Source organism: Pseudomonas sp. EA_65y_Pfl1_P113, assembly GCF_963970525.1.
GTDB lineage: Bacteria > Pseudomonadota > Gammaproteobacteria > Pseudomonadales > Pseudomonadaceae > Aquipseudomonas > Aquipseudomonas tritici.
The window spans coordinates 104,711-121,374 of sequence record NZ_CAXAQM010000008.1 but is presented as its reverse complement, the minus strand read 5'-3'; the positions used below and the strand labels follow the sequence as shown (position 1 = coordinate 121,374).

14 protein-coding genes are annotated in these 16,664 nt (G+C 60.9%); 6 read left to right on the top strand and 8 right to left on the bottom strand.

The window, feature by feature from the left end:
- Window positions 1–21 precede the first annotated feature (21 nt).
- From tldD to mreB, 8 genes are all read right to left on the bottom strand, one after another.
- The gene (gene tldD / locus AACY52_RS10300; protein ID WP_339417492.1) at window positions 22–1,464 is read right to left on the bottom strand and encodes a metalloprotease TldD; all 1,443 of its coding nucleotides are present in this window, start codon (window positions 1,462–1,464) and stop codon (window positions 22–24) included.
- A 16-nt stretch (window positions 1,465–1,480) separates the two neighbouring features.
- On the bottom strand, window positions 1,481–2,329 hold the full coding sequence (locus tag AACY52_RS10295) for a carbon-nitrogen hydrolase family protein (protein ID WP_339417490.1): 849 nt from the start codon (window positions 2,327–2,329) through the stop codon (window positions 1,481–1,483).
- Between the two features lie 48 nt (window positions 2,330–2,377).
- Entirely contained in the window at window positions 2,378–6,193 is a 3,816-nt protein-coding gene (locus AACY52_RS10290; RefSeq protein WP_339560468.1) for a YhdP family protein, read from the bottom strand.
- 76 nt (window positions 6,194–6,269) lie between these two features.
- Window positions 6,270–7,727: a ribonuclease G gene (gene rng / locus AACY52_RS10285; RefSeq protein WP_339417487.1), complete on the bottom strand. Its 1,458-nt coding sequence runs from the start codon at window positions 7,725–7,727 to the stop codon at window positions 6,270–6,272.
- 71 nt (window positions 7,728–7,798) lie between these two features.
- A complete protein-coding gene (locus tag AACY52_RS10280; protein WP_339560467.1) occupies window positions 7,799–8,395 on the bottom strand; it encodes a Maf family protein in 597 nt (198 codons plus the stop codon).
- 51 nt (window positions 8,396–8,446) lie between these two features.
- Window positions 8,447–8,935 carry a rod shape-determining protein MreD gene (mreD, locus tag AACY52_RS10275; protein WP_339417483.1) on the bottom strand — a complete coding sequence of 163 codons (489 nt, stop codon included), beginning with the start codon at window positions 8,933–8,935 and terminating at the stop codon, window positions 8,447–8,449.
- Window positions 8,935–10,017 carry a rod shape-determining protein MreC gene (gene mreC, locus AACY52_RS10270; protein ID WP_339417600.1) on the bottom strand — a complete coding sequence of 361 codons (1,083 nt, stop codon included), beginning with the start codon at window positions 10,015–10,017 and terminating at the stop codon, window positions 8,935–8,937. The genes mreD and mreC overlap by 1 nt, the downstream gene beginning before the upstream one ends.
- A 140-nt stretch (window positions 10,018–10,157) precedes the next feature.
- Window positions 10,158–11,195, bottom strand: a complete 1,038-nt coding sequence (gene mreB, locus AACY52_RS10265) for a rod shape-determining protein MreB (protein ID WP_002555108.1) — start codon at window positions 11,193–11,195, stop codon at window positions 10,158–10,160.
- Window positions 11,196–11,405: 210 nt separating this feature from the next.
- Here mreB and gatC point away from each other — a divergent pair, with 210 nt between their 5' ends.
- The 6 genes from gatC (at window position 11,406) to AACY52_RS10235 (ending at window position 16,631) form a co-directional block, all read left to right on the top strand.
- Complete coding sequence (gene gatC / locus AACY52_RS10260) at window positions 11,406–11,693, top strand: Asp-tRNA(Asn)/Glu-tRNA(Gln) amidotransferase subunit GatC (RefSeq protein ID WP_049709995.1); 288 nt, start codon at window positions 11,406–11,408, stop codon at window positions 11,691–11,693.
- A gap of 16 nt (window positions 11,694–11,709) precedes the next feature.
- Window positions 11,710–13,161 carry an Asp-tRNA(Asn)/Glu-tRNA(Gln) amidotransferase subunit GatA gene (gene gatA, locus AACY52_RS10255; protein WP_339436116.1) on the top strand — a complete coding sequence of 484 codons (1,452 nt, stop codon included), beginning with the start codon at window positions 11,710–11,712 and terminating at the stop codon, window positions 13,159–13,161.
- A gap of 10 nt (window positions 13,162–13,171) precedes the next feature.
- Window positions 13,172–14,617: an Asp-tRNA(Asn)/Glu-tRNA(Gln) amidotransferase subunit GatB gene (gene gatB, locus AACY52_RS10250; protein ID WP_339417480.1), complete on the top strand. Its 1,446-nt coding sequence runs from the start codon at window positions 13,172–13,174 to the stop codon at window positions 14,615–14,617.
- 157 nt (window positions 14,618–14,774) lie between these two features.
- Entirely contained in the window at window positions 14,775–15,146 is a 372-nt protein-coding gene (locus tag AACY52_RS10245) for a septal ring lytic transglycosylase RlpA family protein (protein ID WP_339417478.1), read from the top strand.
- Between the two features lie 58 nt (window positions 15,147–15,204).
- Window positions 15,205–16,251 carry a calcium/sodium antiporter gene (locus tag AACY52_RS10240; protein ID WP_339417476.1) on the top strand — a complete coding sequence of 349 codons (1,047 nt, stop codon included), beginning with the start codon at window positions 15,205–15,207 and terminating at the stop codon, window positions 16,249–16,251.
- On the top strand, window positions 16,248–16,631 hold the full coding sequence (locus AACY52_RS10235) for a carboxymuconolactone decarboxylase family protein (RefSeq protein WP_339417475.1): 384 nt from the start codon (window positions 16,248–16,250) through the stop codon (window positions 16,629–16,631). Before AACY52_RS10240 ends, AACY52_RS10235 begins: the two co-directional genes overlap by 4 nt.
- The last annotated feature ends 33 nt before the right edge of the window (window positions 16,632–16,664 follow it).

The window sequence follows — 16,664 nt, the reverse complement described above, 5'->3', positions numbered from 1 at the left end:
CCACCCGAAGCTCCACCTTTCTTACGAGCCCGTGCCACCCACGGTGATCGCATCAATTTTCAGCGTTGGCTGCCCGACCCCCACCGGCACCGACTGCCCGTCCTTCCCGCACGTGCCCACGCCGCTGTCGAGCGACAGGTCGTTACCGACCATCGACACCTTGCTCATGGCTTCCGGACCGTTACCAATCAACGTTGCCCCTTTGACCGGCGCAGTAATCTTGCCGTCTTCGATCAGGTACGCCTCGCTGGTGGAGAACACGAACTTGCCGCTGGTGATGTCCACCTGGCCGCCACCGAGGTTGGCGCAGTAGATGCCGCGCTTCACCGAAGCGATGATTTCCGCCGGGTCGCTTTCGCCACCGAGCATGTAGGTGTTGGTCATGCGTGGCATCGGCAGGTGCGCGTAGGATTCGCGACGGCCGTTACCGGTGCGCGCCACGCCCATCAAGCGGGCGTTGAGCTTGTCTTGCATGTAGCCCTTGAGCACGCCGTTTTCGATCAGGGTGGTGCACTCGGTCGGCGTACCTTCGTCATCAACGCTCAGCGAGCCACGACGCCCGGCGAGGGTGCCGTCATCGACGATGGTGCACAGCTTGGAGGCAACCCTCTCGCCCATGCGACCGCTGTAGGCCGAACTGCCCTTGCGGTTGAAGTCACCTTCCAGCCCATGGCCGACCGCTTCGTGCAGCAGTACGCCGGACCAGCCCGACCCCAGCACCACCGGCAAGGTACCCGCCGGCGCCGGAATGGCTTCCAGGTTGACCAGCGCCTGGCGCAGGGCCTCACGGGCATAGCCCATGGCACGGTCGTCGCTGAGGAAGTAGCGGTAATCGGTACGCCCGCCGCCGCCATGGCCACCGCGCTCGCGGCGACCGTTCTGCTCTACGATCACACTCACATTGAAGCGCACCAGCGGCCGTACATCCGCCGCCAGGCCGCCGTCGGTGGATGCCACCAGAATGCGTTCCCACACACCGGCCATGCTCACGGTAACCTGTTGGATACGCGGATCGAGGGCGCGGGTGGCCACGTCGATACGCTTGAGCAGCTCGACCTTTTCCGCGCGACTGATGACCTCCAACGGGTTATCCGGCGCGTACAACTGCGCCACATCTTGAGTGCTGAACGCCTGAACCGTGCCATTTTGGCCAGCGCGGGAGATTGAGCGCGCAGCACGCGCCGCCAGGCCCAAGGCTTCCAGGGTGATCGCGTTGCTGTAGGCAAAGCCGGTTTTTTCACCGGATTGCGCACGCACGCCGACACCCTGGTCGAGATTGAAGCTGCCTTCCTTGACGATCCCGTCTTCCAGGGACCAGGACTCGGAGATCTGGCCCTGGAAATACAGGTCAGCCGCATCAATGCCCGGTCCGGCCAGATCGCCGAGCACGGTTTGCAAGCTTTCGATGGTCACGCCACCGGGTGCCAGGAGGTGTTCACTGACTGAGGACAACAACTCGCTCATAGGTATGGCCTTAAATTCATCGTTCCGAAGCAGGCCGCTGTGCGCCCTGCGAGAAAAAGCGCCGATGGCTGACCACCGGCATACGCGCCCTTATCGACGCCTGTTCACTGCTATCGCGCTCGGCAAGCAACACCGCTTCGCCTCTATCCTGTTGCGTCAGCACGCGCCCCCAAGGGTCGACAATGGCCGCGTGGCCATGGGTTTCCCGTGGTCCCGGGTGTACGCCACCCTGAGCCGCCGCCAGCAGGTAGCACTGGGTCTCGATGGCCCGTGCGCGAACCAGCACGTCCCAATGGGCCGCACCGGTCACTGCCGTAAACGCCGAAGGCGCCGTAATCAATTCAGCCCCCGCCGCGCGCAACTCGCTGTAGAGCTCTGGGAAGCGCAAGTCGTAACACACCGTCAAGCCCAAACGGCCGACGGGCGTATCTGCCACCACCACATTCCCCCCGAAAGCATAGTCGTCGGATTCACGGTAACGACCGCGAGCATCAGCGACATCCACATCGAAAAGGTGCAGCTTGTCGTAACGGGCAACGATTTCGCCGCGATCATCAACCAGCAGTGAGCAGGCGTTGGACTTGGCGTGCGGTTGGTCCTCTGGCGGCAACGGCAAAGTGCCTGCCACTATCCATAAGGTGAGGTCGCGGGCGGTCTGTTTCAACCACGGGAGGATCGGACCTTCGCTCAGCGCCTCGGCGCGGCCGATATCAGCTACATCGCGACGCCCCATGGCGGCGAAGTTTTCCGGCAGCACCGCCAGCTTCGCCCCACCCGCCGCCGCCTGCTCCAGCAAGCGCCGGGCCTGGGCCAGGTTGGCCAGCACATCGCTCTGGCTGACCATTTGAATTACCGCAAAGGACATGGGCCGACACTCCAGAAAAGGCATGCGACCATGCTACTCCACAGGCTCTCAGTTTGGTTTTTCAAATGGCTTGTCGAAGGTGATTTTCGGGTCCTTCCACGGCCCTTCGACCTTGTATTGCACGCTCGCGAAGCGTGCAACACGATCACCAATCAGCTTGTCGATCAGGAACAGCGCGCCACCAATGGCGGGCGCCCCCACGATCAGCGCCGCGATCGGCAGGTTATTGGTAACCGGCAGGGTGACCAGCAGCTTGGCGTCGACACGGTCTGCTACCATGTCCAGGGTGCCGTTGAGCTCCAGGTTGGTAGAAGGCCCGGTCATGGTGATCGGTTCACGGGTTACGAATACACCGTTACTCGCCGCCAACAAACCTTTGACTCGGTCATAGCTCAAGCCCTTGCCGAGCAAGTCCGAGAAGTCCAGACGCAACCGGCGCCCGATGGAGTTGAAGTTCAGCAGGCCGAACACCCGCAGGGCCTGGGCGCCACCCTCCACTTCCACGAACTGACCGTTGCGCAAAGCCGCATCCAAGCTGCCGGAGAAGCGCTTAGGCCCGACATAGGCCGGCGAACCAGGCCAGCGACCATCCACATCCAAGTGAAAATCATGGCTGGTGACGGTGGGAGCATAGCCCCAACCTTTGAGCACATCGGCGATATTCTTACCGTCCAAACGGCCCTTGTACCAACTGCTGCTGTCGCCCGCCGCCCCCTCCCAACCACCGGCCCCCTTGAGCTGCATACCCTTGAGGCCCAGGTCCAGGTCATTGAAGACCAGGCCTTTGGCGGTCGGGCGGATGTTCAGCGACCAGGCGCCCACCAGTTCCGGGCCCTGGAACAGCTGATCAATGGAAATATCCAGCGCCGGAATATCCTTGGGATCGATACTTGCCAAAGGATCCGGCGCGTTTTCGTCCGCCTGCACCGTCGGATCCACCGCCGGCAGTTTCACATAGTGCAGGTTGATCGCAATCGGCGCGCCCTTGGCGTCAGGCAGGTTGACTGTGCCCTTGGCCTGCTGGCTGTCGAGCTGCAAGCCCCAGGCGGCCTGTTTGCGGTTGAGTTGCAGGTTGACCTGATCGAACTGGGTGCCCAGACCGGTGAGTTTGCCGACTTTGAAGTCGGCACTGCTCAGCAGTTGCTTGGCACTCCCCCCCGGGTCATTGCCGGCGTACTGGTTCACCAGCTTTTTCCACGGATCGATGTCCAGTTCCGAGAGCACACCACGAATGCGCAAACCCTTGGCACCCGGCAGCACGGCGCCCCCATCCCCGAGGAACAGTTCACCGCGGCCATCATTGAATCTGTCCGGTGGCGCAGCAAAGGTGAAGCTCGCCAGTTCGCCGTAATCGAACCAATAACGGCGCTCGGCGCCCTGCAAGGTCATGCGAAACACACTGTCACGCCCCTGGTTGGCTGGCATCCCGAACGGAGCGGGCAAATCCACCACCACACCTTTGAGGTTGGAACTGACCATCAGTTGGCTGTCCGCGCCGTCCAGGGTCAATTGCAGTTGGTAGGGAATATCGCCGGACACCGGCAGCGGTTGGCTGACTTTCAACCAGTCCGTCAGCCGCTTGACCGTCACCTGGCCCTTTGCAGCCACGCGGGTGCTGATGCTGCCCGGCTTGCCATCGGCGAAAATCTGCGCGGTGATCGGCCGGTCGAACGCTTGGGCCGTGATGTTCTGGCCACTGAGGCCTTTAGTGCTGTCAAAACGGAAATCACCCTTGAGTTGGGTCAGGTCCAGGGTCGGCTCAGCCAGTTGCAAGCGCGACTTATCGGTTTTGAAGTCCACCACGATTTTTGGATCGACACCCTTGGTCAACGGAATATCCAGGTCAAGGCTGCCTTGCAAGTCGCCCTCACCCTTCCATCCGGAGAACGTCGATGCGGTGCCAATCGGCGCTTCCTGGAGGATTTTCAGACCATCGCCCAAGCCACCGGCAAAATTACCGGTGAGCAACAGGTGACTGTCCTTGCCCGCAGGTGCGTGAGGGATATTGACGTAGATGTCCTTGACCTTCGTGTCGAGCAACTGGCCTTTGCTGGCCAGGATGCGCACACCGCTTTCCTCGACAAACACTTCACCATTGACCTTGCTCACATGCGGCCAGCCCGGCTGAAAGGCCAGTTCGGCGTCATGCACCTTGAAAAACAGGCTGATATTGCGCGAAGCCGGCAGCGCGTCGTGGTTCAGCGAACCCTGGTACTGGAAGAACCCTTGATCCACCGCGCCCTTGAGAATCGCCGTGCGCAACCATTCATCCAGCGCGGGGCTCAATACCGCCGGCAAGTATTTGGAGGTGAAGCGCCCATCACCCTCGACCATGCCGACGCGCAGGTCCATGTAGTCTTCCTGGCTGTGGTCAAAATGCAGGCGAATCAGGAAGTCAGCAGCCACCTTGCCCTCTTCGCCCAGCACCTTGATATAAGGGGCGATCAGGGTGAAGCCTTCTTTGTCCAGCTTCCACGTCAGGCGCGCATTGGCCTGGATGTAGTGCCACGGCTTGGCAAAGATCGGATCGAGGTGCAGGGAAAAGTCCTTGCTGTCCATGCGCAACTCGCCCTGGCCCAAGTCGCCGCTGATGCTGCCGGAGACGTTACGCGCGGCCGGCGCGCCAGAGTAGGCATCAAAACCAATGCGCTCGAGGTTGGCAGCGAAGCTGAGTTTTTGATCGGTAGTGTCTTGAGGGCGAAAATCCACCAGCACATTACGCAGCATGCCAGTGGCCTTGAGGTGCTCTACAGTCTTGGCGAACCCTTCCGGCAGCGGTGCCAGGGCGTTGAGCAGTGGCGTGATTGGCGTCAGGTCAAGGCGGTCGGCCTGCAGCTTCCAGACCTCCTGAGCCTTATCGGTGGCCTGGGTTTGCTGCAGTTGCACGCGCGACTCCCAGCGTGTTTCCCCCAGGTTCATCGCCAGTGAGTCGAACAGCACCTTGAGACCCGTGTCACTGCGTTGCAGGTAGGCGGTGAGCGCAAGGTTTTCGATATGCACGGGCTTGCGATCGGCGTAGCTGCCCTTGACCTGCGCAGAGTTCAGACGCGCCACCGCACTCTGTACGGTACCGTTGGCCCAGTTCAACCAGAATTCGCCACCGGCCTTGAACTGGGTGAGTTTCCACTGCTGGGTCAGCTTGGCAGGAATCCATTTGGCCCACTCGCTTTGCGGCAGGCTCAGATAGGCCTGGACTTCAGCGTCTTTCCACTGGCTGGCACGAATACGCGTGCGCAGACTCATGGCAAGGGGCTGGCCGTCCGGCAAGGTCAAGCGCGCGTCCAAGCGTTGGCGGGTGATGCCGGTATGCAAGCTGAGGCCGACATACGTCAGGGTCACTGGCGCATGGTCATACGGTTGCAACGTCACCTGGCTGTCGAGCAGCGACACACGCTTGACCAACTGCATGCGCTTGAGCAACTGCTCCGGGTCAAGCGGCTGGTCGTCCTGCAACGGCAGGCCTTGCAGGACCCATTTCCCGTCCTTGTCTTCCTTGGCACTGAGTTGCAGGCCACTGACTTGCAAGTGAGCAATGCGCACTTCGCGGGCCACAACGCTGGCCCAGATGTCCGGTACCACTTCAACCTGGTCCAGGCGCAAGCCACTGTTGCCCTCGCCCACCATCACATCATGGGCCAGCAATACCGGCGCGAAGCCGCTCCAGCGGCCTTCCAAGCTGCCGATGTGCACAGGCATGCCCACCGCGGCCTGGGCCTTGGCCTCGACATCCGCACGGTACTCGGCCACCAGCGGCGTCAATTCACGCCCCAGACTCACATACACCGCTGCCAATACCAGCAGTAAGGCACAAAGCCCAAGGCCCCAACGGGTCAAAGCGGCAAAAAAGCGTATCAGACGCTCCATGTCAGGCGACCCTCGAGGCGGTAGTCGGACAGCAGATCAAGGTCTGCCAGTCTCATAAAAAGAAAACGATTGGGGATCAGAGCAGCACCACGTCGTATTGTTCCTGGGAATACATGGTTTCAACCTGGAAGCGTATCGTGCGCCCGATAAACCCTTCCAGTTCGGCAACGTTGCCGGACTCTTCGTCCAGCAGCCGGTCCACCACTTTTTGGTTGGCTAGCACTCTATAACCTTCGGCCTGGTAGGCACGTGCCTCTCGTAGGATTTCGCGGAAAATCTCGTAGCAAACCGTTTCCGGGGTCTTCAATTTACCGCGTCCCTGGCAGCTGCTGCACGGCTCGCACAGCACCTGTTCAAGGCTTTCGCGGGTGCGCTTGCGGGTCATTTGCACCAGGCCCAACTCGGTAATGCCGATGATGTTGGTCTTGGCGTGATCGCGCTCCAACTGCTTCTCGAGGGTACGCAGCACCTGGCGCCGGTGCTCTTCATCTTCCATGTCGATGAAATCGATGATGATGATCCCGCCCAGGTTGCGCAGGCGCATCTGGCGGGCAATCGCGGTGGCCGCTTCGAGGTTGGTCTTGAAAATGGTTTCTTCAAGGTTGCGATGACCAACAAATGCGCCGGTGTTGACGTCGATGGTGGTCATGGCTTCTGCCGGGTCCACCACCAGGTAGCCGCCGGATTTGAGCGGTACCTTGCGTTCCAGGGCTTTCTGGATTTCGTCTTCGACGCCATACAGGTCGAAGATCGGCCGCTCGCCGGGGTAGTGTTCCAGGCGGTCGGCAATTTCCGGCATCAATTCGGCAACGAATTGCGTGGTGCGCTGGAAAGTTTCCCGCGAGTCGATGCGAATTTTCTCAATCTTGGGGCTGACCAAGTCGCGCAACGTGCGCAGGGCCAGGCCCAAGTCTTCATAAATAACGCTGGGCGCACTGATGGTCTTGATCTGGGCATCGATCTGGTCCCACAGGCGTCGCAGGTAGCGGATGTCCATGAGGATCTCATCGGCACCAGCGCCTTCAGCGGCGGTGCGCAGGATAAACCCACCGGCTTCCTTGATGCCCTCGGCTGCCACGCAGTCGCTGACCACCTTTTTCAGGCGCTCGCGCTCGGCTTCGTCCTCGATCTTCAGGGAAATGCCGACATGCGCGGTACGCGGCATGTACACAAGGTAACGCGACGGAATCGACAGCTGAGTGGTCAGGCGTGCGCCCTTCGAGCCGATGGGGTCCTTGGTGACTTGCACCACCAGGCTCTGCCCTTCATGCACCAGGGCGCTGATACTTTCGACCGCCGGGCCTTCGCGCAGGGAAATCTCGGAGGCATGGATAAACGCAGCTCGGTCCAGGCCGATATCGACAAATGCCGCCTGCATACCCGGCAATACCCGCACTACCTTGCCTTTGTAGATATTGCCGACGATCCCGCGCTTCTGGGTGCGCTCCACGTGCACTTCTTGCAGAACACCGTTCTCTACCACCGCCACGCGCGATTCCATCGGCGTGATATTGATCAGAATCTCTTCACTCATGGCTGGGTCTCGTTCAGGCGTTTTCACAATAGTGACCGGTCACTTAAGGCTGGGTGCGCAAATAAGGGCGTTCAGCGCGCGGTAAGGTTTTGCCAACAGGGTATGCCGAATTGGTCGAGCAGTTGCGCGGTTTCGCACACCGGCAGCCCTACCACGGCGGAATAACTGCCATTGAGGCCGGCGACAAACACCGAACCCAATCCTTGGATAGCATAGCTGCCTGCTTTGTCCTGAGATTCACCACTGTGCCAGTAGGTTGTAGCCTCCTCGACAGAAATCCCACGAAAAAGTACACGACTGCTGACACATCGGGTTTCGCAGCGCTGGCCGTCGGTAAGGGATATGGCGGTGAGCACTTCGTGTTCACGCCCCGACAGGGCCATCAACATCGCCAAGGCATCGGCCTGGTCCGTGGGTTTGCCGAGGATTAGGCCATCGACGATCACGGCAGTATCGGCCCCCAGCACACAGCCGCCAGCAGGGCGTTCAAGCGTAGCAAAACCCGCCGCTGCCTTGCCCCGCGCTAAACGCTCGACGTAGGAAACAGCAGACTCGTTTATAAGAGGGGTTTCATCAATCGCGGCGCTGACCACGGTGAAGGGCACACCGATCTGGGTCAGCAGTTCACGCCGCCTCGGTGAGCCCGAGGCCAGGTAAAGCGAATTCATTGCAGACTCTCCCTTTAGGGTTCGATAACCAGGCAGAGCCTCGCAATCCATTCAATTGATCTTATAGCGACGACGCAACCCACGCAGGCCGAAACTGATCCATGGCCACAGCAAGGCGCTGACCAGAGCCGGCAATACCAGCGCCAGGGTCGGCTGCCGGTTACCGGTCAAGGCGCTGAGCCACAGTTGAATAAGCTGCGCCAGGCCGAAGATAACCAGGATCACCAGGCACTGCTGCCACATCGGGAACATGCGCAGACGCTGCTGCAACGACAGCACCAGGAAAGTGATCAGGGTCAGGATCAACGCGTTCTGGCCCAGCAAGGTGCCATAGAGCACATCTTCCGCCAGGCCCAGGAACATGGCGGTGACCATACCGACTTTATACGGCAGGTTCAGCGACCAGAAAGCCAGCAGCAGCGCCAACCAGAGCGGGCGCAGGATTTCCATGAACTGTGGCAGCGGCGAAACGCTGAGCAGCAAACCGATGGCAAAAGTCAGCCAGACAATCCAGCCATTTTGCGAATGAGTACCGGCCATTATTCCTCCCTCTGCCGCGTGGTTGCCGGGGCGGTAGCCGCTGGGCGCGTAGCCGGAGCAGCAGATGGTTTGGTCGCGGCCGGTTTAACCGGGTGCGCCACTGGCTTGACGGGCGTGGCCACGGCCGGAGTCACCGCCGGCGTAGCCGGTGCGACAGCGGCAGGCTTAGGCGCGGTGGCCGGAATGATTGGCGCCGTGCCGTTCTTCTGGTCTTCCGCTTCCTGAGCCTGGGCGGCGTCGTTGGCACGCTCTTCCGGGGTGCGATTGTCGCTGAACACCAGCAGCAGGTAGCGACTGCGGTTCAAGGCGGCAGTTGGCACGGCACGCACAATGGCGAACGGCTGACCGGAATCGTGGATCACTTCCTTCACCGTCGCCACCGGATAACCCGCCGGGAAACGCTGACCCAGGCCGGAGCTGACCAACAGGTCGCCTTCCTTGATGTCGGCGGTATCGGCCACATGGCGCAGTTCCAGGCGCTCGGGGTTGCCGGTGCCGCTAGCAATCGCACGCAGGCCGTTGCGGTTGACCTGCACTGGAATGCTGTGGGTGGTGTCCGTCAGCAGCAATACCCGCGAAGTGTAGGGCATCAGCTCAACCACCTGGCCCATCAGGCCACGTGCATCAAGCACCGGCTGGCCGAGGACCACACCGTCGCGCTCACCTTTGTTGATGATGATGCGGTGGGTAAAGGGGTTGGGGTCCATGCCGATCAACTCGGCCACTTCGACCTTTTCGTTGACCAGCGCGGAGGAATTGAGCAACTCGCGCAGCCGAACGTTCTGTTCGGTGAGGGCCGCGAGCTTTTGCATGCGCCCCTGCAACAGCAGGTTTTCGGTCTTGAGTTTTTCGTTCTCGGCAACCAGCTCAGTGCGGCTGCCAAATTGGCTGGCCACGCCCTGGTACAGACGTTGCGGCAGGTCGGTGATCCAGTAAGCCTGCATCAACACCAGCGACATCTGGCTGCGCACGGGCTTAAGCAATGCGAAGCGGGCATCGACCACCATCAGCGCGACCGAAAGCACGACCAGCACCAACAGGCGCACGCCCAATGAGGGGCCTTTGGCGAAAAGCGGTTTAATAGGCCGCTCCTCCCAGACAAATGTTCTCTTTATTCATACGGCATCTAACCGGCCTGGATGCAGATTGAAGAAGATAAACGCCAACAGGCAGCACTGCAAAGTGCTGCCTGCGGGCGAAACATGGGCTTACCAGCAATGACTCATTCGCTGGAGAGCAGGTCCATGGTGTGTTTATCCATCATTTCCAGTGCACGGCCACCGCCACGGGCGACGCAGGTCAGCGGGTCTTCGGCGACGATCACCGGCAGGCCGGTTTCCTGGGCCAGCAGTTTGTCGAGATCGCGCAGCAACGCGCCACCACCGGTCAACACCAAGCCACGCTCGGCGATGTCGGAAGCCAATTCCGGCGGCGATTGCTCCAGGGCGCTCTTCACAGCCTGAACAATGGTGGCCAGGGACTCTTGCAGAGCTTCCAGCACTTCATTGGAGTTCAGAGTGAAAGCACGTGGAACGCCTTCGGCCAGGTTGCGACCGCGAACATCAACTTCGCGCACTTCGCCGCCCGGGTAAGCGGTACCGATTTCCTGCTTGATGCGCTCAGCAGTGGACTCACCAATCAGGCTGCCGTAGTTACGACGCACATAGGTGATGATCGCTTCGTCGAAACGGTCGCCGCCTACACGTACGGATTCGGCATACACCACACCGTTCAGGGAAATCAGGGCGATTTCAGTGGTACCACCACCGATATCCACCACCATCGAACCGCGGGCTTCTTCAACCGGCAGGCCGGCACCGATCGCAGCAGCCATTGGCTCTTCGATCAGGAACACTTCGCGGGCACCGGCGCCGAGGGCCGATTCACGGATGGCACGACGCTCAACCTGGGTGGACTTGCACGGAACGCAGATCAGCACACGAGGGCTGGGCTGCAGGAAACTGTTTTCATGAACCTTGTTGATGAAGTACTGCAGCATCTTCTCGCAGACACTGAAGTCAGCGATCACGCCGTCCTTCATCGGACGAATGGCGGCAATATTGCCGGGTGTGCGGCCGAGCATGCGCTTGGCCTCGGTGCCGACGGCAACGACACTTTTCTGATTACCATGGGTCCGAATGGCCACAACTGATGGCTCATTCAGGACGATACCGCGCTCGCGCACGTAAATAAGGGTGTTGGCAGTGCCCAGGTCAATGGAAAGATCGCTGGAAAACATGCCACGCAGTTTCTTGAACATGGGAAAGGGACCCTAGGCAACGCGTGGGTAAAAAAGTGCGGCAAACTCTAACAACGACAGGGATTTTGGGCAAGGCGCCAATGTGCTAAATTGGCCGACTTTCTGTGCACCAACCCCCACAATCGCGGCCGTAAGACCGTAGAAATGCGGTAGTGTTCCGACAATCTAACACACGGACAGCCTCCGTTCTGTTTTCCACTGGAGATTCCCATGACACTTGAACGCTCCGACGTGGAAAAAATCGCGCATCTGGCCTCGCTTGGCCTTAATGATGCCGATCTTCCACAGACCACCGCAGCCCTGAACAGTATTCTCGGGCTGGTCGACCAAATGCAGGCCGTGAATACCGACGGCATCGAGCCCCTGGCTCATCCACTGGAAGCCAGCCAGCGCCTGCGCGCAGACGTCGTGACCGAGCATAATAATCGCGAGGCTTACCAGTCCATCGCGCCAGCGGTCGAAAACGGCCTGTACCTGGTTCCGAAAGTCATCGACTAAAGGGAAAGAGCCTGCAATGCATCACATGACTCTGGCCGAGATCGCCCGCGGTCTCGCCGACAAAAAGTTTTCTTCCGAAGAGCTGACCAAGACCCTGCTTGCGCGTATCGCCGAGCTCGATCCAAAGGTTAACAGCTTCATCAGCCTCACCGAAGAGCTGGCCCTGAGCCAGGCCAAGGCTGCCGACGCACGTCGCGCCAACGGTGAAAATGGCGCGCTGCTGGGCGCACCTATTGCCCACAAGGACTTGTTCTGCACCCAGGGCATTCGCACCAGCTGCGGCTCGAAGATGCTCGACAACTTCAAGGCGCCCTACGACGCCACCGTGGTGTCCAAGCTGGCCGCCGCCGGCGCCGTGACCCTGGGCAAGACCAACATGGACGAATTCGCCATGGGGTCGGCCAACGAGTCGAGCTACTACGGCGCAGTGAAAAACCCCTGGAACCTGGACCACGTGCCCGGCGGTTCCTCCGGTGGTTCGGCTGCCGCAGTGGCTGCGCGCTTCCTGCCCGCCGCCACCGCCACCGATACTGGCGGCTCGATTCGCCAGCCGGCCGCGTTCACCAACCTCACCGGTTTGAAGCCGACGTACGGTCGCGTTTCCCGCTGGGGCATGATCGCCTACGCGTCCAGCCTCGATCAGGGTGGCCCGCTGGCACGCACGGCTGAAGACTGCGCGATTTTGTTACAAGGCATGGCGGGGTTCGATAAGCAGGACTCCACCAGCATCGATGAGCCCGTGCCGGACTACAGCGCCAGCCTGAACACCTCGCTCAAAGGCCTGCGCATCGGCGTGCCAAAGGAATACTTCAGCGCCGGCCTCGACCCGCGTATCGCGGAGCTGGTGCACAACAGCGTCAAGACGCTGGAAGGCCTCGGTGCAGTCATCAAGGAAATCAGCCTGCCGAACAACCAGCACGCGATTCCAGCGTACTACGTGATCGCCCCGGCAGAAGCGTCATCCAACCTGTCGCGCTTCGATGGCGTGCGCTTCGGCTACCGCTGCGAAAACCCGAAAGACCTCACCGACCTTTATAAGCGCTCGCGTGGCGAAGGCTTCGGTGCCGAAGTGCAACGCCGCATCATGGTCGGCGCCTACGCCCTGTCGGCTGGCTACTACGACGCGTACTACCTCAAGGCGCAGAAAATCCGTCGCCTGGTCAAGAACGACTTCATGGCAGCCTTTGAAGACGTCGACGTGATCCTCGGCCCAACCACGCCGAACCCGGCCTGGAAGATCGGCGCCAAGACCGGCGACCCGATCGCCGAGTACCTGGAAGACCTGTACACCATCACCGCCAACCTCGCGGGCTTGCCGGGCTTGTCCATGCCTGCCGGTTTCGTCGATGGCCTGCCGGTGGGCGTACAATTGCTCGCCCCGTATTTCCAGGAAGGCCGCCTGCTCAATGTGGCGCACCAGTACCAGTTGAACACCGACTGGCACACCCGCACCCCTACCGGCTTCTGAGGAGAACACTATGCAATGGGAAGTTGTGATCGGGCTGGAGATTCATACCCAGCTCGCCACCCAATCGAAGATTTTCTCCGGTAGCGCCACCACGTTCGGCTCCGAGCCCAACACCCAGGCCAGCCTGGTAGACCTGGGCATGCCCGGCGTACTGCCGGTGCTGAACCAGGAAGCGGTGCGCATGGCGGTGATGTTCGGCCTGGCGATTGACGCCGAGATCGGCCAGCACAACGTGTTCGCGCGCAAGAACTACTTTTACCCCGACCTGCCCAAGGGCTACCAGATCAGCCAGATGGAGTTGCCGATCGTCGGCAAGGGCCACCTGGACATACCTCTGGAAGACGGCACCATCAAGCGCGTCGGCGTCACCCGCGCCCACCTGGAAGAAGATGCCGGCAAGAGCCTGCACGAAGAATTCCCGGGCGCGACCGGTATCGACCTGAACCGTGCCGGTACGCCATTGCTGGAAATCGTCTCCGAACCGGACATGCGCAGCGCCAAGGAAGCCGTGGCCTACGTCAAGACGATCCACGCGCTGGTGCGCTACCTGGGCATCTGCGACGGCAACATGGCCGAAGGCTCGCTGCGCTGCGACTGCAACGTGTCGATCCGTCCTAAGGGCCAATCCGAGTACGGCACCCGCTGCGAGATCAAGAACGTCAACTCGTTCCGCTTCATCGAGAAGGCGATCAACAGCGAAGTGCGTCGCCAGATCGAACTGATCGAAGACGGCGGCAAGGTCATCCAGCAAACCCGCCTGTACGACCCGAACAAAGACGAAACCCGCGCCATGCGCAGCAAAGAGGAAGCCAACGACTACCGTTACTTCCCCGACCCGGACCTGTTGCCGGTGGTCATCGAGGATTCGTTCCTCAATGACGTGCGCGCCACCCTGCCGGAGCTGCCGCAGCAAAAGCGCGAGCGCTTCCAGGAGCAGTTCGGCCTGTCGGTCTACGATGCCAGCGTTTTGGCCTCCAGCCGCGAACAAGCCAACTACTTTGAAAAAGTCGTGAGCATTGCCGGTGACGCCAAGCTGGCGGCCAACTGGGTGATGGTTGAGCTGGGCAGCCTGCTGAACAAGCAGGGCCTGGAAATCGACGAAGCGCCGGTCTCCGCCGAGCAGCTGGGCGGCATGCTGCTGCGCATCAAGGACAACACCATCTCCGGCAAAATCGCCAAGACCGTGTTTGAAGCCATGGCCAGCGGTGAAGGCAGCGCGGACGAGATCATCGAGAAGCGTGGCCTCAAGCAAGTCACCGACAGCGGCGCGATCTCGGCCGTACTCGATGAAATGCTTGCGGCCAATGCCGAGCAGGTCGAGCAATACCGTGCGGCAGACGAAGCCAAGCGCGGCAAGATGTTCGGCTTCTTTGTGGGCCAGGCGATGAAAGCCTCCAAAGGCAAGGCCAACCCGCAACAGGTGAACGAGTTGCTGAAAAGCAAGCTTGAAGGCTGATAGCGATGAATGGTCCGGGCGCAGATTTCACTTCCAGCCCGGATACCCTGTGGGAGCTGGCTTGCCTGCGATTGCATCACCTCGGTGTTCTTGAGACACCGAGTCGTTTGCATCGCAGGCAAGCCAGCTCCCACATTTGTTATGGGGCATCTTGAAAATGAAGCGTCTACTTGGCCTACTGGCCTTGTTCTCTCTACTGGCCGGTTGCGCCAGCGGCGTCATCAACCCCAACGGCTATGACGAAACCGGCACCGCCTCCTATTACGGCGCCAAACACCACGGCAATAAGACTGCCAGCGGTGAACCCTTCAACCAATACGGCCTGACCGCCGCCCACCGGCGATTACCGTTCGGCACCCAGGTCAAGGTCACCAATCTCGACAACGACAAATCCGTGGTTGTCCGCATCAATGATCGCGGCCCGCACATCCGTGGGCGCTTGATCGATCTTTCACGCAAGGCTGCCGAGCAGTTGGGCATGATCAGCAGCGGTACAGCGCGAGTGCGCGTACAAGCCTTGAGCAACTGACGATGGAGGCCTGGCCATTTTCAGACTAATCGCCCTCTCGCCTTGGAGCCTGCTGGAATTGGTCAGCGGCCTCTTGCTGCTGATCATCGGCGCCGAAATCCTGGTGCGCGCCGCCGTGCGCCTGGCCGCAAGCCTCAAGGTACGGCCGCTGATCATCGGCCTGACGATTGTCGCCTTCGGCAGCAGCGCGCCACAGATGACCGTCAGCCTGCAGGCCACCCTGGCGGGCAATACGGACATCGCCGTGGGCAGCGTAATCGGCAGCAGCATCTTCAACATCCTAGTGACCCTGGGCCTGTCGGCGCTGATCATTCCGCTGCGAGTCTCGCGGCAGCTGGTGCGCCTGGACATCCCGGTGATGATCCTGGCCGGGCTGCTGGTGTTTACCCTGGCGGGCAATGAAGAACTTACCCCAACCGACGGCCTGTTGCTGCTCGTGGCCCTGGCCGCTTACCTCGGCGTTTTGCACTACCAGACCCGTCACTCTCGCCGCCCACGCACGCTGGATACAGTGGCCCGCGCCCCCTGGCTGAGCAGCGTGCTGCAGATGCTCAGCGGGTTGTTGATCCTGGTGCTGGCCGGGCATTTGCTGCTGGGCGCAGCGGTGGATGTGGCGGGCGATCTGGGCCTGTCGGAGCGCGTGATTGGCCTGACGCTGATCGGCGTCGGCACCTCGCTGCCGTGCCTGGCGACGTCGCTGATTGCCGCCCTGCGCGGGCAGCGGGAAATTGCCGTGGGCAACGTGATCGGCAGCAACCTGTTCAACCTGCTTGGCGTCTTGGGCTTGACCGCCGTGCTCGCCCCTTCGCCGCTGTCAGTATCGCCCAACGCTCTGAACTTCGACCTGCCGGTGATGCTGGCTGTCGTGGTCCTGTGCCTGCCGATGTTCTATACCGGCTACCGCCTGACTCGCGCCGAAGGCCTGGTGCTGCTGGGCCTATACCTGGCCTACGGGCTGCACGTGATGGCGTTCACCACCGGTATGCCCCTGGCCAACAAGCTTGAACACCTGATGGTGTTTTATGTCCTGCCAGTGCTGGTGGCTTTTCTGTTGTTCAGCACGCTGCGAGCCTGGCGCCGCCAACACAAGAGGGAATCGCAATGACCGATCAGAAAAAGCCCGGGGTTGAAATGCGTCGCCAGGTCATGGGCGATGTGTTCGTCGACCGCGCCCTGGGCAATGCCACTGAGTTCACCCAGCCGCTGCAGGACTTCGTCAACGAACATGCCTGGGGCAGTGTGTGGAACCGCGAAGGGTTATCGCTGAAAACCCGCAGCCTGATCACCCTCGCCGCCCTGACCGCGCTGAAGTGCCCGCAGGAACTCAAGGGCCACGTGCGGGGCGCACTGAATAATGGTTGCACGGTGGAAGAGATCCGCGAGGCGCTGCTGCATTGCGCGGTGTATGCCGGTGTGCCGGCGGCGATTGATGCGTTTCGGGCGGCGCAGGAAGTGATTGAGGCGTATCAGGCCGATAAGCAGTGACTGTCAGATAGCGGGCTTGCCTGCGATTGGCCC